This window comes from Specibacter sp. BI4, from assembly GCF_056680095.1.
Map to the genome: position 1 here is coordinate 1,202,550 of NZ_CM155265.1, position 22,557 is coordinate 1,225,106.

Here is a 22,557-nt window from a genome sequence, read left to right on the forward strand (position 1 = left end):
ACTTTGGGGCTCTTTTCCGGCAACGTTCCCACGTTCGTTGCGGGAGCGTTGCCGGAAAATCAGCCAGAGGTGAGCGAGCGAATCGGTTTAAACCCCCAGAGGTGAGAGAGCGTTTGGGGTTAGAGGGCGGCGATTCTTAGCACCAGCGTCCTCGCTTCCGGCCGCAGGGCAAAGTCCGGCCACACATCGGGACCGCAGGCGCGCGAACCCAGGCCGTGCTGTGCGGCATCAAGGTACAGGTAGCTGTGGCTTGCGGCCGGCAGCTCGTGCGGGTGGCCGGCGCCGGCAACTTCCTGCGCCGTGTGCCGCGCCAGCGAGAACCCGGGACGCCGACCCAGCGCATCCGGTTCGGCCTCAATGCGAAGCCACGGGGCCCCGCCCCGGGACAGTTCCAGCTCGCGCAGTTCGCTGTGGTGTCCGGTTTCCTGCGGGCGGGCGTAGGGAACATTCAGCTCATCAAGGGAGCCGCTGTGCCGTCCCACGACTGTCGCCCGCATGCTGTCCGCATAGGATTCCCTCGGTCCGGCACCGAACCAGGAGGCACCGTCAACGTCCGTGGGCAGGTCCAGGCGCACACCGATCCGTGGAAATGCGATGTCCCAGCCCGCGCTGGGCGTGATGTCGAGGCGCAGCCACAGCTCCTCGCCCGCCAACTGCCAGTTCTCCTCCACCGAGACGCTGTCGCCGCTGTCGGCAGCGGCATAACGCGTCCGCACCCGCAGGCCGTACGGCAGTGCGGCAACGTTTTCGACGCGCCGGGTCAGCCGGTCCAGTCCGGCCTGCTTCCACACGGTCTCCGACGACGGCGCCGGAACGCCCCGGCCGCTGTTGAGCCACGGATCCTCCGGACCGTAGCTGCCAAACCCGGCGCCCTTGTCATTGTCGGTGGGCGCCCGCCACAGCTCGAGCCGGGGACCGGACACAGGCAGGCCTGCGAGCGCAACGAGCGATCCGGCGTCGAACGTGGCAGGGCCCAGCGCAATGGGGGCCGCCCCGCTGATGGGCGCGGCCGGGCGGGGTGCGCGCGGCGCAACGCGCGGTGCCGAGAGGTCGAGCTGGGTTTCGGCCAGCGGATGCCCCGCGGGAGCCCACCCGGTGGCGTCACGCAGCACGGCCTCCACCGCCAGCCACGTTTCGCCTTCGGCAGCGGCAGCGACGGGCGGCAGCGCGAGGGTGGCGGATTCGCCGGCCCGCAGCGGACCGTTTGCGCCGTCGGCAGTCAGCTCGCCCGCGGCGGCAGGGATGCCGTTGTGCTCCACCCGCCAGCGCAGCACGACGTCGGACGCGTCAGCCGTGTGCCGCAGGTTGGCAATCGAGAGGGCCGGCTTGCCGTCGGCTCCCAGGGCCAGCGACAGGCGGATGGGGGAGACGATCTGCTTGTACTCGTACAGGCCCGGGGTCGGCGTGGAGTCGGAGAGGACCATGCCGTCCATGACGAAGTTGGAGTCGTGGACCACCTCATCAAAGTCGCCGCCGTAGGCAAAGAACTCCGTGCCGTCCGCGGTGCTGGTGCGGATGCCGTGATCGCGCCACTCCCACACAAAGCCACCATGCAGGCGTGGATATTTGTCCACCAGCTCCTCGTACTGGTCCATGGCGCCCGGGCCGTTGCCCATGGCGTGGACGTACTCGCACAGGATGAACGGCCGGGTGCGCTGGCGGGCCGATTCGGCGGCATCGCAGCCCAGAAGCAGCGCATGGGAATCGTTGCGCCCGATCGAATCCGTCTCGGGGATGGAGGAATACATGCGGGAATACACATCCGTGTATGCGCCGGTGTAGTCGCCCTCATAGTGGACGGGCCGGGAGGCATCCCGGGCGTGGGTCCAGGCCGCCATGGCCGCCAAGTTGGCTCCGGTTCCGGATTCGTTGCCCAGGGACCACATGACGATGGAGGGGTGGTTCTTGTCCCGCTCCACCGTCCGTTCCATCCGGTCCACGAAGGCGTCGCGCCAGGCGGGGACGTCACTGGGGTTGTCCACCCAGCCCTGCCTGTGGAAGCCGTGGGTTTCAAGGTCGCATTCCAGGATGACCCAGAAGCCCAGCTCGTCGGCAAGGTCCAGCAGGCGGGGGTGCGGCGGGTAGTGGCTGGTGCGGATGGCATTGACGTTGAAGCGCTTCATGAGGGCCAGGTCCTCGCGGGCACCGGCCTCATCAAAGACCCGGCCGCGATCGGGATGGGTTTCATGGCGGTTCACGCCGTGGAACACGACGCGGCGGCCGTTGACGAGGAACTGGTCGCCCACGATCTCCACGGTGCGGAAGCCCAGGCGGAGGGAGATGCTTTCCGCGGCGCTGGACACCGTTGCCTCGTACAGGCGGGGGAGCTCGGCTGACCAGGGCTCCACGTTGTCCACGGACAGCGGTGCCACGTCGGCGGCCGAGTGCCAGATGACGTTGATGCCCAACTCCGGCACGGCCAGGGTTACGGGGTAGGCGTCAGCGGCGGCGGTGATTTCCGGATCGATGCTGCCGGCGCCGGTCCCCGCACCGGCGGCTCCCGGATCGGCGCCGGCCCATCCGGTGCGCAGCCAGACGTCGGTGATGCCGCCGGCGGGACGGGCCTGCAGCGTCACATCGCGGAAGATGCCCGGCAGCCACCACTGGTCCTGGTCCTCCAGATAGCTGGCGGCCGACCACTGGTGCACGCGGACCGCCAAAACGTTGGCGCCGGGGCGCAGCGCCGCTGTGACATCGAATTCCTGGGCGAGCCGGCTGCCCGAGCCCACCCCGATTTCCTGCCCGTTCACCCAAAGCTTGTAACGCGATTCGACGCCGTCAAAGCGCAGGGTCAGTGCCGTCGTCGTGCTTTCAAACCAGGCTTCGGGGACATCAAAGCTGCGGCGGTAGTCACCGGTGGGGTTGGCATCGGGGACAAAGGGCGGATCGAGGGGGAAGGGGTATTGGACGTTGGTGTAGATGGGCCGGCCGTATCTGCCGTCCTTCTGCAGCACCCAGTGGGAGGGGACGGTCAGGGTGTCCCAGCCGGCGTCGTCGTAGGACTCGGCCGCCACGCCGTCCACGGCTTCCCCGGCAGGAAGAATGCTGCCTGCGCCCGGGGTGCCCGGTGCGGCGGGGAGCAGGCGGAAGCGCCAATCGCCGTTGAGGGAGAGGGCGGGTGCGTCGCTGTGCAGCCGGGACCGGGCCGGCACACGCAGCCCGGAGCCGGGGCCCTGGTCGGTGATGTACGAAACGTCGGAGATGTACGAAACGTCGGAGGGATGCGTATTTGCGGGAGTCATTACTTGACTGATCCTTCTGTGAGGCCGCCGCGCCAAAAGCGCTGCAGCACGACCATGGCGATTCCGAGCGGGATGATGGAGAGCAAAACCCCGCCGGTGGTGAGTTCGTAGAATTCGGGCAGCCTGTCGACCTGGCTGAGCCAGTTGTTCAGGCCAAGGGTGATGGGGTACAGCTTGACGTCCGAAAGCATGACCAGTGGCAGGAAGTAGTTGTTCCAGATGCCCACCAATTGGAACAGGAACACGGTGACAAGTGCCGGTGTCAGGACCTTCAAGCCAATGGTGTGGAAGATGCGCAGTTCACCGGCGCCGTCAATCCGGGCGGCCTCAATGAGCGCCGTGTCCACAGTGCTTTGCGCGTAGATGCGGCACAGAAAGATTCCAAACGGTGACACCAGCGAGGGGATGAGCACCGACCAGTAGGTGTTGGCGATGCCCATCTGGCTGAAGAGGAGGAACAGCGGCAGCGCGGTGGCCGTGCCGGGAACGAGCACGCCGCCAAGGATGGTGCCGAAGACGAGATTCCTGCCGCGGAAGTCGTACTTCGCCAGTGCGTAGCCGCCGGCCGCCGCAAAGTAGGTGGCCACCAGTGCACCGACCCCGGCATACAGGACCGAGTTCAGGAACCAGCGGACAAAAATTCCGCCGTCGTAGCTCAGGACCTGGGAGATGTTGTGCCACAGGGAGAATGTGGGGGCAAACCAAAAACCGTTGGTTGCGAACAAGTCAGCGGTGGATTTCGTGGATGCGACCAGCACCCAATACACCGGGGCAAGGAAGTACAGGGCCACGACCAGGAGCAGGCCTGTGACGATGATGGTGGACGAGCGGGCCCGTCGTTTGGACTTGGCCGAGGACGTCATGTCTGCCGGTGCCTTCGACAGGGCCGGCCTCGAATCCTTGAGAGTTGTCATGAGGATTTCCTGTTCGAGAATTTGAGGAAGACAAAGGACAAGATGAAGGCCGCCAGGGCAATGAGGACGGCTTGGGCGGCAGCGACGTTGTAGTCGTTGTAGGCGAACGCGGTGCTGTACGCGCTGAGGTTGGGCGTGTATTGGCTGTCGATGGCGGGGGCAACAGTTTTCAGCACCTGGGCCTCGGCGAACAGCTGGAGTGTGCCGATGATGGAGAAGACTGTGGTCAGCACCAGGGCGGGGCGAATGAGCGGCAGCTGAATGCTGCGGGCGATCCGCCAGGTCGTGGCCCCGTCCACCCGGGCCGCTTCATAGAGTTCCACGGGAATGGTCTTGAGCTGCGCCACGATGATGAGCATGTTGTAGCCGGCATAGCTCCACAGGACAATGTTGGCGATGGACCAAAGCACCGTGTTCGGTCCCAGGAAATCCGGTTCCAGGCCGACCATGCCGGCGATGTCGATCAAGGGGCTCAGCCCGGGAACATAGAGGAACGACCAGAGAATGGTGGCAATCACGCCGGGCACCCCGTAGGGCAGGAAGAAGGCTGCACGGAAGAAACCGGGACACCGGGCCGAGGCCGATTCCAGCATCAACGCCAGCACTGTGCACAGGGCGATCATGACAGGCACCTGGACAATGCCAAAGAGCAGCATTCTGCCAATGGAGGCGATGAAGTTGCCGTCAGCCAGGGCTTGGGCGTAATTGCTGAACCACGCGAATTCACTCGTCACGCCGGCTTCGCCGAACAAGCCGCCGCGTGTGACCTTGGTGAAGCTGGAAGCGATGGCAACAAGGATGGGCAGGATGAAGGTCAGCAGGAACAAGGCCAGGAAAGGTGCCAGCAGGATCCACGGGGCCCGGGACTGGGCGCCTGACCGGCGTCGCGCTCGCGGTTGGGTGGTGCCGTGTGCCGGAGGTGCGCTGGCCTGCTGGAGGGAGGGGGACGTGGTTGTCATGATGCTTCCCTTCGAATGTTCAGGCCCTTGTTCTTGAAGACGGTCATGATCTGGGCCTCCGCGATCGACATGGTTTCGACAAGTGAGGTGCCGGTGGCCTTTTTGCGGAAGCCGTCACTGAGAATGTTCAGCGACTGTGTGGTGGTGGGCCACCAGGACCAATCCGGGTTTTGTGCCAGCGTGGCCGGTTCAAGGACTTCCTGGTTGTAGTTCTGGCCGCTGAAGAACGTGGAGGGTTTCTGCCGGGAAGAGCCTATGAAATCAGGGGCCGGCGACCAGCCGATGCCGCTGTTGTCGATCATGGCGTCGATTCCCTCCTTGGAGGTGGTCATCCAGACAGCGAACTCAAGCGCCTCCTTGGGGTGTTTGCTGTTCGCCAGGACAGCAGCAGTTGAGCCACCCAGATAGCTGGATCCGTACCCCTTGATGCCGTCCCAGGTGGGCATGGGCGCAACCCGCCAATTCCCCTCGCCGCCGCTGACGCCTTCGATGAGGGCGTCAGCCCAGCTCCCCGACATCACGGATGCCAGCTGGCCCTTGGCTGCAGCGGCGAACCAGCCCGGAGTGAAAGCGCCGTAGGCCGTCTGCACAAGGTCCTTGTCAATCGCGGCGTCGAAGAATTCAGCGGCCTGCAAGGTCGCCTCGTCTGTCATGTTGATGACCCAGCCGTCCTCTTCGGCGCGAAACCACCGGGCGCCGGCCTGGGTCGCGAATGCTGCGAAGACCGACGCGTCGCCAAGGGGGAAGCAGTCGATGTAGGCGTCGGCCTGGCGCAGTTCGACGGCCACTTCGGCCCATTCCTTCCAGGTGGCCGGCGGCTCTGCGCCGACCTTTTCCAGCACGGCAGGTTGGTAGAACATGCCCATGGGGCCGGAATCCTGGGGCACGCCGTAGACGCCTCCCGTAAAGCTGACCTGGTTCCACAAGATGGGGTCGTAGAGGTGCGCGGATTCCTTGGCGCCGTAGCGGGTGAGGTCGACCAGGCCGTTGACGAGCATGAACTCAGGGATGGACCGCATTTCCACCTGGGCCAGATCCGGCCCGCCCTTGGTGGCCAGGGCGGAGAATATCTTTTGGTAGCCGCCGGAATTTCCTCCGGGTATCCAGGACGTTTCGACCTGGACGTTGGGATGGGATGCGTTCCAAATGTCAGCAACCTTTTGCAGGTCCTTCAACCAGGACCAGTAGGTCAGGGTGATCTTTTCCCCGGATGCGGCCGGTGGAACTGTGGGTGCGACGTTGACGGATGCCGTGCCCGGAGTGGCGCATCCCGCCAGCATTCCCAGGGCCGCGGTGCCGAGACCGGCGCCGAGCAATTGTCGTCGGGTGAATTGTGTCATAAGCCTTCACTTCGTCGTAGAGGTCGGGACGCCAGGTGTTCGCGGGGCGTCGGCATCACCCGGCGGGCCGAGTAGGAAGGACGCTAACACAAAGATCGAGTAGCTACTCGAAATTCGCAAAATGTGACGCAGGACTCAGGTAGGCTCCCTATTTATGACCACCAAGAAAACCCGGGGCACGGGGCCGCGCGGACCGTATGCAAAGACGGCACAACGCCGTGCAGCCATCGTTGAAGCGGCCCACCGGGTATTTGCGGCCCGGGGGTACACGGGCGGATCTTTCCAGGATGTGGCTGATGACGTGGGCATGAGCCAGACCAGTCTGCTGTACTATTTTCCGACAAAAAGTGATTTGTTGATTGCGGTGCTTGACCGCCGGGACGCCATTACCGAGGACCTCAGCCAGCACCTGGTGCCGGGGGAGAGCTTCGCCGAACGTGTCGTCCGCCAGGCCGGCTTCAACGAACGCATCGCCGGGGTGCTCCAGCTGTACACGGTGCTGTGCGGGGAATCAGTGACTGAAGACCATCCGGCCCACAGCTATTTTGTTGAGCGGTTCAGGCGGTTGCGGGAAGACTACACCGCCGAGTTTGCCGACCTGGCGCAGCGGGGCCGGCTGCGCCCCGGCGTCGATCCCGGGCGGGCGGGCGCCTCCCTCATCGCGCTGTGGGACGGCATCCAGACCCAGTGGCTGCTGGCTCCGGAGCACATCGACATGGCCGGCTGCCTCCGCGACTATCTCGAGTTGGTCATCCTGCCGGAATAGTCCGCCACGCACTCCCCGGACGGTGATGCCGCGCCGGGGCAGCGGGCTAGTTTGCTGCCATCTCGGCCACAAGTTCACGCACGACGGCGCGAAGGTCGCCATTGTGGGCGGCGGCGACACGGCGCTGGCGTTGGTAGCTGGCCCCGTTGGTGATGATTGTTTCGACGCTGGCAAGCTCGTCCGAGCACCCCAGCCTGGCCGCAATCGGTTCGAGCTTGTTCAGCAGTTCGAGGGTGTGCTCGGTGACAAGCTGTTCCTTGCCCGCCGCGTCTAGGATGATGATGGCCTCCAAGCCATACCTGGCCGCGCGCCACTTGTTCTCCTGGATGTGCCACGGCGGCATCGTGGGGATGGTGCCGCCGTCGTCCAGGGTGTTGGAAAAGTCCTCAACCAGGCATTGGGTCAGTGCGGCGACGGCGCCAATTTCCTCAAGCGTGGACATGCCGTCGCAAATGCGCATTTCGATGGTGCCCAGGCTGGCCACGGGCCGGATGTCCCACCGGATCTCGTTGGGCGCGTCGATGACACCTGTGGTGAACATGTCCTGCACATAGGATTCGTAGGCGGCCCAGTCGGGGAACTGGAACGGCAGGCCGGCCGTGGGCAGCTGCTGGAACATCAACGCCCGCTGGGAAGCGTAGCCGGTGTCCTCGCCGTTCCAATACGGTGAGGAGGCGGAGAGCGCCTGGAAATGCGGGAAGTGGTTGACCAGCCCGTCAAGGACCGGCATGGCCTTGGAAACATGGTCCAGGCCGACGTGGACGTGGACGCCGTAAATGAGCATCTGGCTGCCCCACCACCGGGTCCTGTCGACAAGCTTGGAATAGCGTTCCTTGTCGGTGACAGCCTGGGTGCGCGGGTTGCTGAAGGGGTGCGAACCGGCGCTGAGCAGGTCAAGGCCCAGCGGCGCCGAAGCGGCCCGCAGGACGTTCAGGTTGCGGCGCAGGTCTTCGGTCCCCTCGGACACGGTGTGGCAGACGCCTGTGACCAACTCCACTGTGTTTTGCAGCATCTCACCCTTGATATGGGGATGCTCGCCGTCCTTCATGACTTCCGGGTGAGCTGCTGTGATGTTTTCGAAGACAGCATCGGCCCGGGCATCCAATTCGCCCGAATCCCTGTCAACAAGCGCAATTTCCCACTCCAATCCCAGCGTGGATTGCTCGGATTTCGCGAAATCAATCTTCACTGGGGCGCCTCCTTGGCAGTGCTGGAAAGGTGGCAGCACTGCGGCAAAGTGCCGGCTGCATTCTGATTGTAGTTCAGGATCTCAGGCACAATGGATGCATGCCCATCCTGAATAAAGACATGACCTTGTGCATTTCCCTCGCCGCGCGGCCCAGCAACATCGGCACCCGATTTCACAACTACCTCTACGACGCACTGGGCCTGAATTTCATTTACAAGGCGTTCGCGCCGGTCGATCTGGCGCAGGCCGTTGCCGGCATCCGCGGACTGGGCATTCGCGGCGCCGCGGTGTCCATGCCGTACAAGGAGGATGTCATCGCCATGGTCGACGCCATGGACGCCTCGGCCACCGCCATCGATTCCGTCAACACCATCGTCAACAACGACGGGGTTCTCACCGCCTACAACACCGACTACCTGGCCATCGCCCGCCTGCTGGCCGCAAATACCATTGACCCTGCCACCACGGTTTTCCTGCGGGGCTCCGGCGGCATGGCCAAGGCGGTTGCCGCAGCACTGCACGACGCCGGATTCGCCCAGGTCACGATTGTGGCCCGCAACGAAGAGCGGGGCAGGGCCCTTGCCGCGCTGTACGGCTTTGCCTGGCTGCCCGAGGTGGGCGGGGCTTCCGCCGACGGCGTTCCGGGGGACGGCGGCGCCGGGATGCTCATCAACGTCACACCGCTGGGCATGGGGGGTGCCGACGCGTCGGTGCAGTCCTTCACCGACGACCTGGTGGCAAAGGCGCAAGTGGTGTTCGACGTCGTCGCGCTTCCAGCTGAAACCCCGCTGGTCATGGCGGCCCGGGCGGCCGGGAAGCAGGTCATTTCCGGAGCCGAGGTCATTGCCATCCAGGCCGAGGAGCAGTTCGTGCTGTACACGGGAGTGCGGCCCAGCCCCGAACTGGTGCGCGAAGCCTCCGAGTTCTCCCGGCAGTAGTCCCCACGCCCTCCCACCACTCGCAAGCTCGCGGCGGGTCCCTCGGGCGTGTGGGCCCAGCCACGCCCCGGGCCACTCGCAAGCTCGCGGCGGGTCAGGGGCTGGGGGCGGTGATTCGGGCCCGGATGGTCATCCTTCTCAGCCTCGGGGGCCGTTGCGGTGATTCGATGGTGGCCGGCCACGGGCGAAAGTCCGCAACAGCCCCCTGCACTCCGTGATTTGTCCGTACCGGCGGCGAATGTCCGCGAGGGCCCCCGCTTCAGCCCGAAGAATCACGATGCGCCAGCGTTGAGGGCCGGCTCAGACCCCGCCAGCTCACATCCCAGTTAGAGGGCGCGCGGGGCGTCCACCGGGCCATGGGGTTCCACCACGACGGCGACACGGTCGTCGCCAATCCGCGTCAGCACCAGCGTGGCCTTGTTGGGGCCCTTGCCTGAACCAGTGAGCAGTTGGCGGCGCAGTTCCTCGGGCGTGACGGAAACGCCGCGCTTCTTGATTTCCAGCACGCCGATCCTGTTGGCCTTCACCCAGCTTTTCAGGGCCTTCACGTTGAACGGCTTGACCTCAACGACCTTGTAGCGGCGGGCAAAGGGGGTGTCGATGGGCGCCTCCGAGCACAGGTAGGCGATGTGCTCGTCGAGGAGGTGCGCACCCATGCTCCTGGCCAAGTCAGCCACAAGCCCCGCCCGGATCACAGCACCGTCCGGTTCATAGAGGTAGCCGCTGATGGGCCCAAGCTCTGCGTTTTGTTTCAGCGGCTGGTATTTTTCATTGCTCGTCAGCTCCGCACTGCCGTGCCGGCCGATCACAAGGGCCGACCTGCGCACTCCCGGCCGGGCCAACTCGTTGAAATACAAACCTGCCTCAACCACGTCGCCATTAACTGAGATCCACTGGGCCTCGGCGGTATCGGGGACGGCGTCGTGGGGGATGCCGGGGCCCATTTTCACGCCCACGGCCAGTCCCTTGTCGGCCAGCTGCTCCACAAATGACAACGGCGGGGAGAAGGCCTCGGGGTCAAAAAGCCTGGTCGTGCCGGAGGTGCTTGTGGTGCGCCGGGCCGGATCAAGCCATACACCGCCAATGCCCGCGAGGTCCACGTCCTCCGCCTTGGCGCACAACACCGTGGCGTGCGGGAACGGCATGAGGTTCACAGTGGTGCACGCGGCGGTGACCTCATCCATCTCCACCGCGGTGACGTTGATGTCAAGGCTGGCCATCGCCAGGGAATCGGCGCCCAGTCCGCAGCCGAGGTCGGCCACGGACGTGATTCCCGCCGTCGTAAATCTTTGTGCATGCAGGGCGGCAATGCTCAGCCGGGTGGCTTGTTCCAGCCCCGCCTGGGTGAACAGCATTTGGTGGGCGAATTCGCCAAACTTGGCTTCCGCCTTGGCACGCAGCCGGGCCTGGGTCAGTGCCGCTGCGACCAATTCCGGGGAGTGGCCCGCCTTGCGCAGCGATTCGTTCAATTTCAGGGAATCTGCTTCGCGGTAGGGGCCAAGGGATGACAAAAGTTCCCAGCCGTCAAGTGTGAGCAGGGGGGAAATCGCATCGTGGGCCATGTGTTAACCCTATCCTCCGGATCTCTGGCTCCCCTGCAGGAAAGGACAAGCCAATTACGTGATTACAAATTACGCTATTACAAAGTTGCGTAATTCACTTAGTGTGTACTAACTTCGAATGCAACGCCCGCGCCAAATGGGACTTCCGCCCTGGTGTGATCGAGGCAACAGCAATTGGGAGGCATTTAAACTTAGGTTAGGCTAAGCTAAGTTTAGGACCTGATCCGGTCCACGGCCGCACAAACACGAAGGAAAACATGCCCTCCCTGAAGCTTCGCTTTGTTGCACTCATTGGCGTTGCCGCCATCAGCCTGACGGCTTGTGGCGCACAAGCTCCCACCGCCTCTGACGCCAACAGCGAATCGGCTGCCACTGTCACGGTTGAAGACAACAATGGCTCGCACACCCTCTCCACTCCGCTGAAATCGGTGGTCGCCACCGACAACAGGACCTTCCAGACCTTGTCGGACTGGGGTGTGGAGCTCACGGCAGGCGCAGTTGCGCTCATGCCGGCGAGCAACCCCTACAAGACCGACAAGTCCATCGTGGATCTGGGCAGCCACAACGAACCGAACCTCGAAGCTGTTGTGGCCGCGGCTCCTGACGTCATCGTCAACGGACAGCGCTTCACCCAGTACCACGACGACCTCGTCGAGCTGGCCCCCGACGCTGCGGTGCTGGAGCTGGACCCCCGGGACGGCGAACCGTTCGACAGTGAGCTCAAGCGCCAGATCAGCGTTCTGGGCGAGGTGTTTGGAAAGCAGGCCGAGGCGAAGAAGCTCACGGACGACTTTGATGCAGCCGTGGCCCGCGCCAAGAAGGCCTATGACTCCAACGACAAGGTCATGGCAGTCATCACCTCCGGCGGCAACATCAACTATTCCGCGCCAAGCACCGGACGCACACTGGGCCCGGTCTACGACATGCTGGGCCTGACCCCGGCACTTGAAGTCGAGGATGCCAGCACGGACCACAAGGGTGACGACATCTCCGTCGAAGCCATCGCAGCGTCCAACCCGGACTGGATCCTGGTCATGGACCGCGACGCTGCGGTTTCATCCGCCGACGCCGAATACACGGAGGCGAACAAGCTGATCGCCTCCTCCGAGGCGCTGCAAAACGTCCCGGCCGTCAAGGACGGCAACATCGTGTACATGCCGGCTGACACGTACACCAACGAGAGCATCCAGACGTACACGAAGTTCTTCAACAGCATCGCCGACGCTTTCGCTGGCTAGTAACCACCAGTTTGCAACAGCACAGTGGCAGGCGCGGCCGTGCAGGCTGGGTCTGCCACTGGTATTTCCACAAAAAAGATTGAAGGGACCAACGCACGGTGACCACCACGCGCGCACCAGCCAAGGGCAGGCTTTTTGAGCCGAAGCTGCTCATTGGGACGGCAGTAGTGGCTTTGCTGCTGGTCCTGTCCCTGTTCACAGGGGTTTATGACATCTTTGGCGGCGACGACGGCGTGGAAATGTTCGCGATCACGCGCATCCCACGCACCATCGCCCTGGTTCTGGCAGGCGCCGCCATGTCGATGTGCGGCCTCGTCATGCAGCTGCTCACCCAAAACCGTTTTGTCGAACCGACCACCACGGGCACCACCGAATGGGCCGGTCTCGGCCTCCTTGCGGTGATGATCCTCTTCCCCGGTGCAAGCCTCATGGCCAAGATGGGCGGGGCCGTCACCGCTGCCTTCATCGGCACCTTCATCTTCTTCTTGTTCCTGCGCCGGGTTTCCCTCAAGGCCTCCCTGACGGTGCCGATCGTGGGCATCATGCTGGGCTCCGTGGTCGGGGCATTTTCCACTTTTATTGCCCTGCAGACAGACATGCTCCAAAGCCTGGGCATCTGGTTCGCCGGCAGTTTCACCTCGGTCCTGCGGGGACAGTATGAGCTGCTGTGGATTGTGGCAATCGTGGGCATCGTGGTCTTCCTTGTCGCAGACCGCTTCACGGTGGCCGGGTTGGGTGAGGAAATCGCCACCAATGTCGGCTTGAACTACAACCAGATCATGCTGCTCGGCACCGGGCTCATTGCCATAGCCACCGGCGTTGTCACGGTGGTGGTTGGCAACCTGCCGTTCCTGGGCTTGATTGTGCCCAATGTTGTCTCCATGTTCCGCGGCGACGACCTGCGCAGCAACCTGCCGTGGGTTTGCCTGCTGGGCATTGCCATTGTGACAGTCTGCGACCTGGTGGGAAGAACCATCATCATGCCTTTTGAGGTCCCCGTTTCCTTGATCCTGGGCGTCGTCGGCGCCGTCGTCTTTGTCGGACTGCTACTGAGGCAGCGCCGGAATGCTTGAATCGACAACAGTGAAAACCGCGCCCCGGACAACCGCCAAGGCAGCCTCCCGGCACAACCCCTCACGCCAGTCGGGATCCCTGGCCACCGGCCGCGTGCGCAGGCGCTATTGGATCGTGCTGGGCATTCTCATTGTGCTTGCCCTGGGTTTCGGCATCGGCCTGATTGTCTGGGACAACCCCATGCCACCGGGTTCCAAGGGTTTTTGGCTGATCTCCAAGATGCGCTCGACCAACATCCTCATCATGCTGCTCGTGGCGTTCTGCCAGGCAGTCGCCACAGTCAGCTTCCAGACGGCAACGAACAACCGCATCATCACACCCTCCATCATGGGCTTTGAATCGCTGTACGTCGCGGTGCAGACATCGGCCGTGTTCTTCCTTGGGGTGGCGGGGGTGACGGCGATCCAGGGGGTCACGCAGTTCGCCCTGCAGCTCGTCCTCATGGTCGGTTTGTCCATGGCGCTTTACGGGTGGCTGCTGTCCGGCAAGAACGGCAATCTGCAGATCATGCTGCTCGTGGGCATTGTCCTCGGCGGCGGGCTGGGCGCGCTGTCCACGTTCATGAAGCGACTGCTGTCGCCGAGCGAATTCGATGTGCTGACGGCCCGCCTCTTCGGGTCGATCTCCAATGCCGACACAAGCTACCTGCCCGTCGCCGTACCGCTCGCCCTCGGTGCAGGGGTGTTGCTGCTGCTGAATGCCAAGCGCCTGAACGTGATTGCACTGGGCCGGGACACCAGCATCAACCTGGGCCTGAACCACCGCTTTGAGACCATGCGGGTGCTCTTCCTGGTCTCAATCCTCATGGCCGTCTCCACCGCATTGGTCGGACCCATGACGTTTCTGGGCTTTTTGGTCGCCACCCTCGCCTACCAGCTGGCCGACACCCACGACCACCGCTACGTGTTCCCGGTGGCCGTGCTCACAGGGTTCGTGGTCCTGTCCGGGGCGTACTTCATCATGAAGAACGTGTTCTACGCCCAGGGCGTGGTCTCGATCATCATCGAGGCCGTTGGCGGCACCGTCTTCCTCATCTTCATCCTCCGAAAGGGCCGTTTGTGATCACACTCTCCCAAGTCCACAAGAACTACAGCAGCGACGTCGCGATCGGCCCTGTCGACCTGCAGATTCCCGTCGGCGGCATCACGGCAATGGTGGGTCCCAACGGGGCGGGGAAGTCAACGCTGCTGACCATGATCGGGCGCCTCCTGGGGCTTGACTCCGGTGCCATCGAGATAGCCGGGTACGACGTGGCAAGCACTTCCTCGAAGGACCTGGCCAAGATTGTGTCCATCCTGCGCCAGGAAAACCATTTCGTCGCCCGGCTCACGGTGCGCCAACTTGTCGGCTTCGGCCGTTTCCCGCACTCAAAGGGCAGGCTGACCGCGGCCGACGAGGAACTCATCTCCCGCTCCATCGACTTCCTCAACCTCGAGGAGCTCGAAAACAGGTACCTCGACCAGCTTTCCGGCGGCCAGCGCCAACGCGCCTACGTGGCGATGGTGCTGGCCCAGGACACCGACTACGTCTTGCTGGATGAGCCGTTGAACAACCTGGACATGAAACATTCGGCGCAGATGATGCAGCTTCTGCACAGGGCCGCCGTGGAATTGGGCCGCACCGTGGTGATCGTGCTCCACGACATCAACTTTGCCGGCCACTACGCCGACCATATTTGTGCCGTCAAGGACGGCAAGGTCATTGAGGTCGGCACGCCGGCACAAATCATGACCGATGAGGTGCTGAGCCGGGTCTTCGACACCCCTGTGCAGGTCATTGCCGGGCCCCGCGGACCGCTGGCCGTTTACTACTAGCCTGCCGCTTTCCACCATAAGGAAGCCCCGGCGCCTCCGTGCAGGGTCTCAGCTGTCCTTGCGGATCCAGCGGAACGTGATGCGGCACAGGATCAGGCCCACCACCAGCCACAACCCCATGACCAGGGCCACGAGCCCCAGATCCCATGCGCCGCCGGGCTCGGCCGCCTCAAACGACCCCGGCAGGAACACACTGCGCATGCCCTGGGCCATCCATTTCAGCGGGAAGATGCTGGCAATGTTTTGCAGCCACACCGGCAGCTGCGCAAAGTTCAGGTACACCCCTGAAATGAACTGCAACAGCAACACAATCGGAATCACCACGGCCGTGGCGCTTTTGCCGGACCGGGGGAGTGCCGAGAGGGCGATGCCCAAAACGCAGCTGGTGATCACCCCGAAAAGGAACACCCACGCAAAGGTGAGCCACTTGGCCATGTCGGTGGGCAGTGAGACGTCGAAGGCAAAGCGGGCCACCAGCAGCAGCAGGATGACCTGAAACACCGAACTGACAAGCACCATGCCGACCTTGCCCATGAAGTACGAGAACACGGGCAGGGGAGTGCCGCCGAGGCGCTTGAGCGTGCCATCGCCCTTCTCCCCGGCGATGTCCACGGCCAGGTTCTGCACCCCGCTGAGCAGCAGGCCGGCGGCCACCATGCCCGGCACATAAAAGGCGGCAAAGGTGATGCCGCCGCTGCCGTCGGGCGCCGCGCCGATGTTGCCGCTGGTGCTGAAGGCGACGGCAAAGATCGAGAGCATCACGATCGGGAACAGGAACGTGAAGAACACCGAATCGCCCTGGCGGAAGTACAGCCGCAGTTCGTAGCCAATGCGGGAGGTGCCCAGCTGCAGGGTTTTCATGCGGCATCCCCCGCAGCCGCCTGGGCAGCCGAAGCCTGGGCCGCCGAATGGTTTCCGACCATGTCCAAATAAATGTCCTCGAGGCTGGGCCGGGTGATTTCCAGCCCCGGCACCTCGCCGCCGTGCTCCGCATGCAGCCGTGCGGCCAGCGCGGCCGGCGTTGTGGTCCGCTCAACACGGACGACGCCGTCCTGCCGCCACCGCACGAGGGGCACCTTTGCTTCCTCCCCGCCAATGTCATCAATGGGCCCAATGTCCACCAATTTGCCGCCGATGATCACCCCTGCCCGGTCGGCAAGGGTTGCCGCCTCATCCAGGTAGTGCGTGGTGAGCAGGATGGTGGTGCCTTCGTCCTTGAGCTGATTGACCAGGCCCCAAAATTGGCGGCGGGCCTCCGGGTCGAAACCGGTGGTTGGTTCATCAAGAAACAGCAATTTGGGCCGCCCGATGATGCCCAACGCAACATCCACCCGCCGGCGCTGCCCGCCGGAGAGCTTGCTGATCCGGGTTTTGGACTTGCCGGCCAGGCCAACGGCCTCGATCACCTCGGCAACGCTGCGGGGGTGGGGGTAGTAGCCGGCAAAGTGGTTCAGCTGTTCCAGGACCGTGACGTTGCCGCTCTCTCCGGTGGATTGCAGGACTATGCCCAGCTTGGCTTTCCACTCCAGCCCGCCGTGCTGCGGATCTACGCCCAGAATCCGGACGTCACCGCTGGTCCTGTTCCGGTAGCCCTCCAGGATTTCGATGGTGGTGCTTTTCCCCGCGCCGTTGGGGCCCAGCAGGGCGAACGTCTCGCCCTCGTGGATGTCGAAGCTGATGACATCAACCGCGTTGAAGCTGCCGTACGTTTTCTTCAGCTCGCGCACCTGCACAGGACTCGTGGTCATGGCATCATCCTTGCACCCCCGCAGCCGTCTGAACAGGGAACCGTCCGCCGGCCTGCCCCTGATGGGCCGCCCGCACCTGCGCAGGGAGTCACAGGGGTGCGCCGTGAGCGAAACCCGGCCCGCCGACGTCGTACATTTCAGCTCAAATCTGGCACTCGCCTTGACCGAGTGCTAATCGATTCCATAGAGTCGACTTAGCACTCTCGTCCTGAGGGTGCTAACTGCTTATCTTTTTGGCCATGGGAGCACCACCGGCACCGCGACGACGGTTGGGCTCCATAAAACATGGCCAGGAAGACTGCCAGCCATCCATAGAATTTACGCATGTGAAGGGGAGGTCCGAGTGTCGGTCTCTATTAAGCCTCTTGAGGATCGTATTGTTGTTCGCCAGCTCGAAGCAGAGCTGACCACCGCTTCCGGTCTGGTTATTCCGGACACTGCCAAGGAAAAGCCCCAGGAGGGCGAAGTAGTGGCAGTTGGACCCGGCCGTGTCGATGACAACGGCAACCGTGTCCCGATCGACGTTGCCGTTGGCGACGTCGTCATCTACTCCAAGTACGGTGGAACTGAAGTGAAGACCGGTGGCGAAGAGCTGTTGGTTCTCTCGGCCCGCGACGTGCTGGCCATCGTCGTTAAGTAACGACTGTCGTCTAGTAACCACTTTGTAAAGCCCCCGCGACCGGGACCGTTCTTGGGTCACGAGCGCGGGGTCTTTGCGTGAAAGGACATACACCGCATGGCTAAGCAGCTTGCATTCAATGACAGCGCCCGGAAGGCCCTTGAGGCCGGTATCGACAAGCTGGCGGACACCGTCAAGGTGACCCTCGGCCCGCGCGGTCGCAACGTAGTACTGGACAAGAAGTGGGGTGCTCCCACAATCACCAACGACGGCGTGACAATCGCCCGTGAGGTGGAGCTGGAAGACCCCTACGAAAACCTTGGCGCACAGCTGGCCAAGGAAGTTGCCACAAAGACCAACGATGTTGCCGGCGACGGCACCACCACCGCCACCGTTTTGGCACAGGCACTGGTCAAGGAAGGCCTGCGCAATGTTGCTGCAGGTGCGGCTCCCGGCGAGCTCAAGCGCGGCATCCAGGTTTCGGTTGAAGCCATTGCCAAGCGCCTGCTGGAGAACGCCCGCCCGGTTGAGGGTGGACAGGTGGCAGAAGTTGCTGCCATCTCCGCACAGAGCCAGGAAATCGGCGACCTGCTCGCCGAGGCGTTCGACAAGGTCGGCAAGGATGGTGTCATTACCATCGAAGAATCCTCCACCACCTCAACCGAACTGGTCCTCACAGAGGGCATGCAGTTCGACAAGGGCTACCTGTCCCCGTACTTCGTCACCGACGCGGAACGCCAGGAAGCAGTCATGGAAGACGCACTGGTTTTGATCAACCAGGGCAAGATCTCCAACCTGCAGGAATTCCTGCCGCTGCTGGAAAAGGCACTTGCTGCCAACAAGCCGCTGTTCATCATTGCCGAAGACGTTGACGGCGAGGCTCTCTCCACGCTCATCGTCAACCGCCTGCGCGGCACGCTGAACGTAGTTGCCGTCAAGGCTCCGGGCTTCGGCGACCGCCGCAAGGCCATGCTGCAGGACATTGCGATCCTGACCGGTGCCCAGGTTGTCTCCCCGGAGATCGGCCTGTCCCTGGACCAGGTTGGCCTTGAAGTACTGGGTACGGCTCGCCGCATCACGGTCACCAAGGACAACACCACCATTGTTGACGGTGCCGGCACGGCTGACGACGTGTCCGACCGCGTGGCCCAGCTGCACGCTGAACTCAAGCGCACCGACTCCGACTGGGACAAGGAAAAGCTGCAGGAACGCCTGGCCAAGCTGGCCGGCGGCATCGGCGTGATCAAGGTTGGCGCAGCCACCGAGGTCGAGCTCAAGGAAAAGAAGCACCGCATTGAGGACGCTGTGTCCGCAACGCGTGCAGCCTTGGAAGAAGGCATTGTGGCCGGTGGCGGTTCCGCACTGGTCCAGGCCGCCAAGGCCCTTGACGACGACGCTTCGGTTCTGGCATTGACAGGCGACGCGGCTACGGCCATCGAGCTCGTTCGCAAGGCTGTTGCCCAGCCGCTGCGCTGGATCGCCCAGAACGCCGGCCACGACGGTTACGTTGTCGTCCACAAGGTTGGCGAACTTGAAGACGGCTTCGGCTTCAACGCTGCAACCGGCGAGTACGAGAATCTGGTTTCGGCCGGAGTCATCGACCCCGTCAAGGTCACCCGTTCAGCCCTGCGCAACGCTTCCTCCATCGCGGCTTTGGTGCTCACCACCGAAGTTCTCGTGACGGACAAGCCTGCCGAGGACGAAGAAGCAGCGCACCAGCACTAACCCCCAACGCCCTCCCGACGGTCAGCCGCTGTTGCGGCTGACCGTTGGGGCTCTCGGGCGCGTGGGCTCAACTGGTACCAGTTTCAAGAAATGCCGCCGCTCGCGCAATTTGCCACCGATATACCGGTGGCTTTTTGCGCGAGCGGCGGCATTTTCCGTTGCTGAGAGGCGCCCGCTGTGACGAACCACTCGGGAATAGGGCATCGGCAGCTTTCGTTTTAGACTGTAACCAACGCACAGGCCAGCTTCGTAATCACGGAACAGGCCATCGGATGCACACCCCCAATGGTTCTACCCCCGCCAAGGAGCCTTCGTGTCCCAGTCTGAAATCCATGACCCCTTCGCCTTTGTTGGCCTGACGTACGACGATGTCCTGCTCCTACCCGGGTTTACCAACGTCATCCCCTCCGAAGCGGACACCAGTTCACAGGTGTCCAAGCGCATCAGCGTGCAGACCCCGCTGCTCTCAGCCGCGATGGACACGGTAACCGAATCACGGATGGCCATCGCCATGGCCCGCCAGGGCGGTTTGGGTGTTGTCCACCGCAACCTCTCCATTGAGCGCCAGGCTGAAGAAGTTGACCTGGTCAAGCGCAGCGAGTCGGGCATGATCACCAATCCCGTAACTGTGGGAGCGGATGCCACACTGGCTGAACTCGATGTGCTGTGCTCCCGCTTCCGCGTCTCCGGACTGCCAGTGGTTGATGAAGCCGGCCGCCTCATGGGCATCGTCACCAACCGCGACACCGTGTTCATTCCGGAAAGCGAATACTCCACCCGCCTGGTCCGTGACGTCATGACCCACATGCCGCTTATTACGGGCAAGGTGGGCATCAGCCGCGAAGACGCCTCGGGCCTGCTGGCCAAGAACAAGATTGAAAAACTCCCGCTGGTTGACGACGCCGGTGTCCTGCGCGGCTTGATCACCGTGAAGGATTTCGCCAAGGCTGAGCAGTATCCGCTGGCCACCAAGGACGACGAAGGTCGCCTGCGCGTTGGTGCAGCCATCGGCTTCTTCGGCGATGGCTACGAGCGCGCCATGGCCTTGGTTGACGCCGGTGTTGATGCATTGTTCGTCGACACGGCAAACGGCCACAGCCAGGGTGTGCTGGAAATGATCCAGCGCCTGAAGAGTGAAAAGTCCGCTGCGCACGTCGATGTCATCGGCGGCCAGGCGGCAACCCGCGAAGGCGCCCAGGCCCTGATCGATGCCGGGGCCGACGGCATCAAGGTCGGCGTCGGCCCCGGCTCCATCTGCACCACCCGCGTCGTCGCAGGCGTCGGTGTCCCGCAGATCACCGCCATCTACGAATCCGCCAAGGCCGCCATCCCGGCCGGTGTGCCGTTGATCGCTGACGGCGGCCTGCAGTACTCGGGCGACATCGGCAAGGCACTGGTTGCCGGTGCCGACACTGTCATGATCGGTTCGCTTTTGGCCGGCACCGAGGAGTCCCCGGGCGACACCGTGTTTGTCAACGGCAAGCAGTTCAAGGCCTACCGGGGCATGGGCTCGCTGGGTGCCATGCAGACCCGCGGCAACAACACGTCCTACTCCAAGGACCGCTACTTCCAGGCTGACGTGTCCGGCGATGAAAAGCTCATTCCCGAGGGCATCGAGGGCCGTGTGGCTTACCGCGGTCCGCTGGCTTCTGTTGCGTACCAGCTGGTTGGCGGGCTGCGCCAGACCATGTTCTACGTTGGCGCCCCGACCATTCCGGAATTGAAGGCCCGCGGCAAGTTCGTCCGCATTACGGCCGCCGGATTGAAGGAATCCCACCCCCACGACATCACCATGACCGTGGAAGCACCGAACTACAACAAGTAATTTCAGCTTAAGCACGACGGCGGCCGGACACCTTTCGCAGGAAGGGTGGCCGGCCGCCGGTCTGCTTTAACCCCGGGGGCTGGGTGCGGGCTGGGCTTCCAGTGTTGCCTTGAACTGGGCCATGGCTTCGGCTGCGGGGTGGCTGTGCTCGGTGAATTCCGACTCGGTGCCGCTGCGGAGCACCCATTCGCCGGCCTCCACGGCCGTCAGCTGGGCCACGACAGGCTCGGCGTCGACGCGCAGGCGCCGGATTACGGCTGTGGCGGGCAGGCCCTCGGCGGCGCCTGTGAGGTACTCATTGCCGAGGTGGATGCCGAGTTCGAGCATGGCCGGGCCGGATTCGATGGGCTGGATTTCGTGCACGCCGTGGGGACTGATGCTCAACAACACGGCGCCAACGTTGGATCCCACGGCGAAGAGCACATGGCTGCTGGTCGGTGTGGTCAGCGAGATTTCAAGCCATTCCTGGGCTTGGGAAAGGACTGAACCCACGACTGCTGCCTTTTCGACCGGTACGATTTTCTCGCCTTGGGGCTCGGCCATTCCCCTCACCATCAAGGTGGTGAGGCCCGCGTTGTGGAGCAGTTCGTTGTCTCCGTGCTGGTCGAGACGGAGCAGGCCAAGCGTGACGGCGGCGGACTCGGTGGGGGTCATGGACAACAAGGTAAGCAGCTCGTGGTCCGTCATGCGAAGTTCAGTGTCAGTCATGGACTAAGCGTAGCGGCCGAGGGGCCCCGGCCGAGCGAAGCGAGGGTTGGGGAGGACGCAAGCGGTAGCGGCCGAGGGGCCCCGGCCGAGCGAAGCGAGGGTTGGGGAGGACGATTTTCGGCGGCGGGGATTTCGGAGTTACAGCGGACCGAAACATTTGTCCGCGTACGGGTCCCGCCAAGAGCTGGAAAGTGCCTCAAGCTCCTCGCGGAGCGCCGGGTTTTTATCGATGCAGGCGCGGAAGTTCCGTCGTGCATGTTGGGCGAAATAGGAAGGCACGGCGAAGGCGCTGGCCGCGCCGAGAACCAGAAGGCCAAGGACAGCGAAAAATGCGAACGTCGGACCGGGACCTTGTCGGAGCCAATCAGCAAGTGCCAGGGCCATGGGTGCTCCCAGAGCCACGGACATGAAGGCGGCAAGACCCACGCCGGAGGCCAAGGTCCCCGGGGCACGGGATAACGGCGGCTGCTTTAGCTGCGCGATCTTGGGCAGCTTCAGTCTGCGAACCAGCACTCCTGTCGTCAACAAGGCAAGGCCCGCCGCGATCAAGCACAGCCACAAGGCGGGGAAACCGTCCAGCATGGCAAGGGATAGCAGCCCGCCCCCGAGCAGCGTCAGCCCCAAACCTGTGCATGTGCCGGCAAGGCCCTGCCACTGGCCGTATGCCCAGGCCATGTCGCGCAGGGCCGACGGGCCCTCCGCCGGCGCCATGCGGGCCGCGTCCGAGTTCAGCCAGTAGTAGAGGGGACGCACAAAAGCGGCCGGCTGCACTGGTACCGGCACACGGTGGACTGCTGCGGCCGGGGTGTGAACCCGGCATGCGGGCTCCTGCGGGGCGGACTGAAACGTCATGTCCCCAGTTTATGGGCGGGGCCGTGAAGCCGCGATGGGGAGGG

Annotated in this window: 20 protein-coding genes; 10 read left to right on the forward strand and 10 right to left on the reverse strand. The window is 63.6% G+C overall.

Translation table 11 applies throughout. The annotated features are described in order from the left end of the window. Window positions 1-119 precede the first annotated feature (119 nt). From AC1L6K_RS05655 to AC1L6K_RS05670, 4 genes are read right to left on the reverse strand one after another with little or no spacing between them, the layout of a single operon-like run. The gene (locus AC1L6K_RS05655) at window positions 120-3,242 is read right to left on the reverse strand and encodes a glycoside hydrolase family 2 TIM barrel-domain containing protein (RefSeq protein WP_480951735.1); all 3,123 of its coding nucleotides are present in this window, start codon (window positions 3,240-3,242) and stop codon (window positions 120-122) included. Next, window positions 3,242-4,156: a carbohydrate ABC transporter permease gene (locus AC1L6K_RS05660; RefSeq protein ID WP_480951736.1), complete on the reverse strand. Its 915-nt coding sequence runs from the start codon at window positions 4,154-4,156 to the stop codon at window positions 3,242-3,244. Before AC1L6K_RS05660 ends, AC1L6K_RS05655 begins: the two co-directional genes overlap by 1 nt. Further along, window positions 4,153-5,115 carry a carbohydrate ABC transporter permease gene (locus tag AC1L6K_RS05665; protein WP_480951737.1) on the reverse strand — a complete coding sequence of 321 codons (963 nt, stop codon included), beginning with the start codon at window positions 5,113-5,115 and terminating at the stop codon, window positions 4,153-4,155. The genes AC1L6K_RS05660 and AC1L6K_RS05665 overlap by 4 nt, the downstream gene beginning before the upstream one ends. Continuing rightward, a complete protein-coding gene (locus AC1L6K_RS05670) occupies window positions 5,112-6,455 on the reverse strand; it encodes an ABC transporter substrate-binding protein (protein WP_480951738.1) in 1,344 nt (447 codons plus the stop codon). The genes AC1L6K_RS05665 and AC1L6K_RS05670 overlap by 4 nt, the downstream gene beginning before the upstream one ends. Window positions 6,456-6,609: 154 nt before the next feature. Here AC1L6K_RS05670 and AC1L6K_RS05675 point away from each other — a divergent pair, with 154 nt between their 5' ends. After that, window positions 6,610-7,221: a TetR/AcrR family transcriptional regulator gene (locus AC1L6K_RS05675; RefSeq protein WP_480951739.1), complete on the forward strand. Its 612-nt coding sequence runs from the start codon at window positions 6,610-6,612 to the stop codon at window positions 7,219-7,221. 46 nt (window positions 7,222-7,267) lie between these two features. On the opposite strand, the gene AC1L6K_RS05680 is transcribed toward AC1L6K_RS05675, so the two are convergent. Further along, the gene (locus tag AC1L6K_RS05680; protein WP_480951740.1) at window positions 7,268-8,410 is read right to left on the reverse strand and encodes a glutamate--cysteine ligase; all 1,143 of its coding nucleotides are present in this window, start codon (window positions 8,408-8,410) and stop codon (window positions 7,268-7,270) included. A 98-nt stretch (window positions 8,411-8,508) separates the two neighbouring features. Here AC1L6K_RS05680 and AC1L6K_RS05685 point away from each other — a divergent pair, with 98 nt between their 5' ends. After that, the gene (locus AC1L6K_RS05685; protein WP_480951741.1) at window positions 8,509-9,348 is read left to right on the forward strand and encodes a shikimate 5-dehydrogenase; all 840 of its coding nucleotides are present in this window, start codon (window positions 8,509-8,511) and stop codon (window positions 9,346-9,348) included. 326 nt (window positions 9,349-9,674) lie between these two features. On the opposite strand, the gene AC1L6K_RS05690 is transcribed toward AC1L6K_RS05685, so the two are convergent. Then, window positions 9,675-10,910, reverse strand: a complete 1,236-nt coding sequence (locus tag AC1L6K_RS05690; RefSeq protein ID WP_480951742.1) for a class I SAM-dependent methyltransferase — start codon at window positions 10,908-10,910, stop codon at window positions 9,675-9,677. 257 nt (window positions 10,911-11,167) lie between these two features. Between AC1L6K_RS05690 and AC1L6K_RS05695 the strand changes: the two genes are divergently transcribed. The 4 genes from AC1L6K_RS05695 (at window position 11,168) to AC1L6K_RS05710 (ending at window position 15,036) form a co-directional block, all read left to right on the forward strand. Further along, window positions 11,168-12,148: a siderophore ABC transporter substrate-binding protein gene (locus tag AC1L6K_RS05695; RefSeq protein WP_480951743.1), complete on the forward strand. Its 981-nt coding sequence runs from the start codon at window positions 11,168-11,170 to the stop codon at window positions 12,146-12,148. A 98-nt stretch (window positions 12,149-12,246) separates the two neighbouring features. Then, entirely contained in the window at window positions 12,247-13,221 is a 975-nt protein-coding gene (locus tag AC1L6K_RS05700) for an ABC transporter permease (protein WP_480951744.1), read from the forward strand. Next, on the forward strand, window positions 13,214-14,284 hold the full coding sequence (locus AC1L6K_RS05705) for an iron chelate uptake ABC transporter family permease subunit (protein ID WP_480951745.1): 1,071 nt from the start codon (window positions 13,214-13,216) through the stop codon (window positions 14,282-14,284). Before AC1L6K_RS05700 ends, AC1L6K_RS05705 begins: the two co-directional genes overlap by 8 nt. Further along, window positions 14,281-15,036: an iron ABC transporter ATP-binding protein gene (locus AC1L6K_RS05710; RefSeq protein ID WP_480951746.1), complete on the forward strand. Its 756-nt coding sequence runs from the start codon at window positions 14,281-14,283 to the stop codon at window positions 15,034-15,036. Before AC1L6K_RS05705 ends, AC1L6K_RS05710 begins: the two co-directional genes overlap by 4 nt. A 48-nt stretch (window positions 15,037-15,084) precedes the next feature. On the opposite strand, the gene AC1L6K_RS05715 is transcribed toward AC1L6K_RS05710, so the two are convergent. After that, the gene (locus AC1L6K_RS05715) at window positions 15,085-15,897 is read right to left on the reverse strand and encodes an ABC transporter permease (RefSeq protein WP_480951747.1); all 813 of its coding nucleotides are present in this window, start codon (window positions 15,895-15,897) and stop codon (window positions 15,085-15,087) included. Further along, complete coding sequence (locus AC1L6K_RS05720) at window positions 15,894-16,784, reverse strand: ABC transporter ATP-binding protein (protein ID WP_480951748.1); 891 nt, start codon at window positions 16,782-16,784, stop codon at window positions 15,894-15,896. Before AC1L6K_RS05720 ends, AC1L6K_RS05715 begins: the two co-directional genes overlap by 4 nt. Here AC1L6K_RS05720 and AC1L6K_RS05725 point away from each other — a divergent pair. The 4 genes from AC1L6K_RS05725 (at window position 16,783) to guaB (ending at window position 20,953) form a co-directional block, all read left to right on the forward strand. Further along, window positions 16,783-16,959: a hypothetical protein gene (locus AC1L6K_RS05725; RefSeq protein ID WP_480951749.1), complete on the forward strand. Its 177-nt coding sequence runs from the start codon at window positions 16,783-16,785 to the stop codon at window positions 16,957-16,959. The genes AC1L6K_RS05720 and AC1L6K_RS05725 overlap by 2 nt on opposite strands. A 168-nt stretch (window positions 16,960-17,127) precedes the next feature. Next, window positions 17,128-17,424 carry a co-chaperone GroES gene (gene groES, locus AC1L6K_RS05730; protein ID WP_038464523.1) on the forward strand — a complete coding sequence of 99 codons (297 nt, stop codon included), beginning with the start codon at window positions 17,128-17,130 and terminating at the stop codon, window positions 17,422-17,424. A gap of 96 nt (window positions 17,425-17,520) precedes the next feature. After that, window positions 17,521-19,128: a chaperonin GroEL gene (groL, locus tag AC1L6K_RS05735; protein WP_480951750.1), complete on the forward strand. Its 1,608-nt coding sequence runs from the start codon at window positions 17,521-17,523 to the stop codon at window positions 19,126-19,128. 313 nt (window positions 19,129-19,441) lie between these two features. After that, complete coding sequence (gene guaB / locus AC1L6K_RS05740; RefSeq protein ID WP_480951751.1) at window positions 19,442-20,953, forward strand: IMP dehydrogenase; 1,512 nt, start codon at window positions 19,442-19,444, stop codon at window positions 20,951-20,953. Between the two features lie 66 nt (window positions 20,954-21,019). Here guaB and AC1L6K_RS05745 read toward each other — a convergent pair whose 3' ends face one another. Next, window positions 21,020-21,661 carry a hypothetical protein gene (locus tag AC1L6K_RS05745; RefSeq protein ID WP_480951752.1) on the reverse strand — a complete coding sequence of 214 codons (642 nt, stop codon included), beginning with the start codon at window positions 21,659-21,661 and terminating at the stop codon, window positions 21,020-21,022. Between the two features lie 138 nt (window positions 21,662-21,799). After that, entirely contained in the window at window positions 21,800-22,513 is a 714-nt protein-coding gene (locus AC1L6K_RS05750; protein ID WP_480951753.1) for a hypothetical protein, read from the reverse strand. Window positions 22,514-22,557: the final 44 nt, after the last annotated feature.

Bases quoted from the DNA above. Each gene is read 5' to 3' on its own strand.
- AC1L6K_RS05655 (WP_480951735.1), bottom strand. From the start codon at position 3,242: ATGACTCCCGCAAATACGCATCCCTCCGACGTTTCGTACATCTCCGAC.
- AC1L6K_RS05660 (WP_480951736.1), bottom strand. From the start codon at position 4,156: ATGACAACTCTCAAGGATTCGAGGCCGGCCCTGTCGAAGGCACCGGCA.
- AC1L6K_RS05665 (WP_480951737.1), bottom strand. From the start codon at position 5,115: ATGACAACCACGTCCCCCTCCCTCCAGCAGGCCAGCGCACCTCCGGCA.
- AC1L6K_RS05670 (WP_480951738.1), bottom strand. From the start codon at position 6,455: ATGACACAATTCACCCGACGACAATTGCTCGGCGCCGGTCTCGGCACC.
- AC1L6K_RS05675 (WP_480951739.1), top strand. From the start codon at position 6,610: ATGACCACCAAGAAAACCCGGGGCACGGGGCCGCGCGGACCGTATGCA.
- AC1L6K_RS05685 (WP_480951741.1), top strand. From the start codon at position 8,509: ATGCCCATCCTGAATAAAGACATGACCTTGTGCATTTCCCTCGCCGCG.
- AC1L6K_RS05690 (WP_480951742.1), bottom strand. From the start codon at position 10,910: ATGGCCCACGATGCGATTTCCCCCCTGCTCACACTTGACGGCTGGGAA.
- AC1L6K_RS05695 (WP_480951743.1), top strand. From the start codon at position 11,168: ATGCCCTCCCTGAAGCTTCGCTTTGTTGCACTCATTGGCGTTGCCGCC.
- AC1L6K_RS05705 (WP_480951745.1), top strand. From the start codon at position 13,214: ATGCTTGAATCGACAACAGTGAAAACCGCGCCCCGGACAACCGCCAAG.
- AC1L6K_RS05715 (WP_480951747.1), bottom strand. From the start codon at position 15,897: ATGAAAACCCTGCAGCTGGGCACCTCCCGCATTGGCTACGAACTGCGG.
- AC1L6K_RS05725 (WP_480951749.1), top strand. From the start codon at position 16,783: ATGGCATCATCCTTGCACCCCCGCAGCCGTCTGAACAGGGAACCGTCC.
- AC1L6K_RS05720 (WP_480951748.1), bottom strand. From the start codon at position 16,784: ATGACCACGAGTCCTGTGCAGGTGCGCGAGCTGAAGAAAACGTACGGC.
- groL (WP_480951750.1), top strand. From the start codon at position 17,521: ATGGCTAAGCAGCTTGCATTCAATGACAGCGCCCGGAAGGCCCTTGAG.
- AC1L6K_RS05745 (WP_480951752.1), bottom strand. From the start codon at position 21,661: ATGACTGACACTGAACTTCGCATGACGGACCACGAGCTGCTTACCTTG.
- AC1L6K_RS05750 (WP_480951753.1), bottom strand. From the start codon at position 22,513: ATGACGTTTCAGTCCGCCCCGCAGGAGCCCGCATGCCGGGTTCACACC.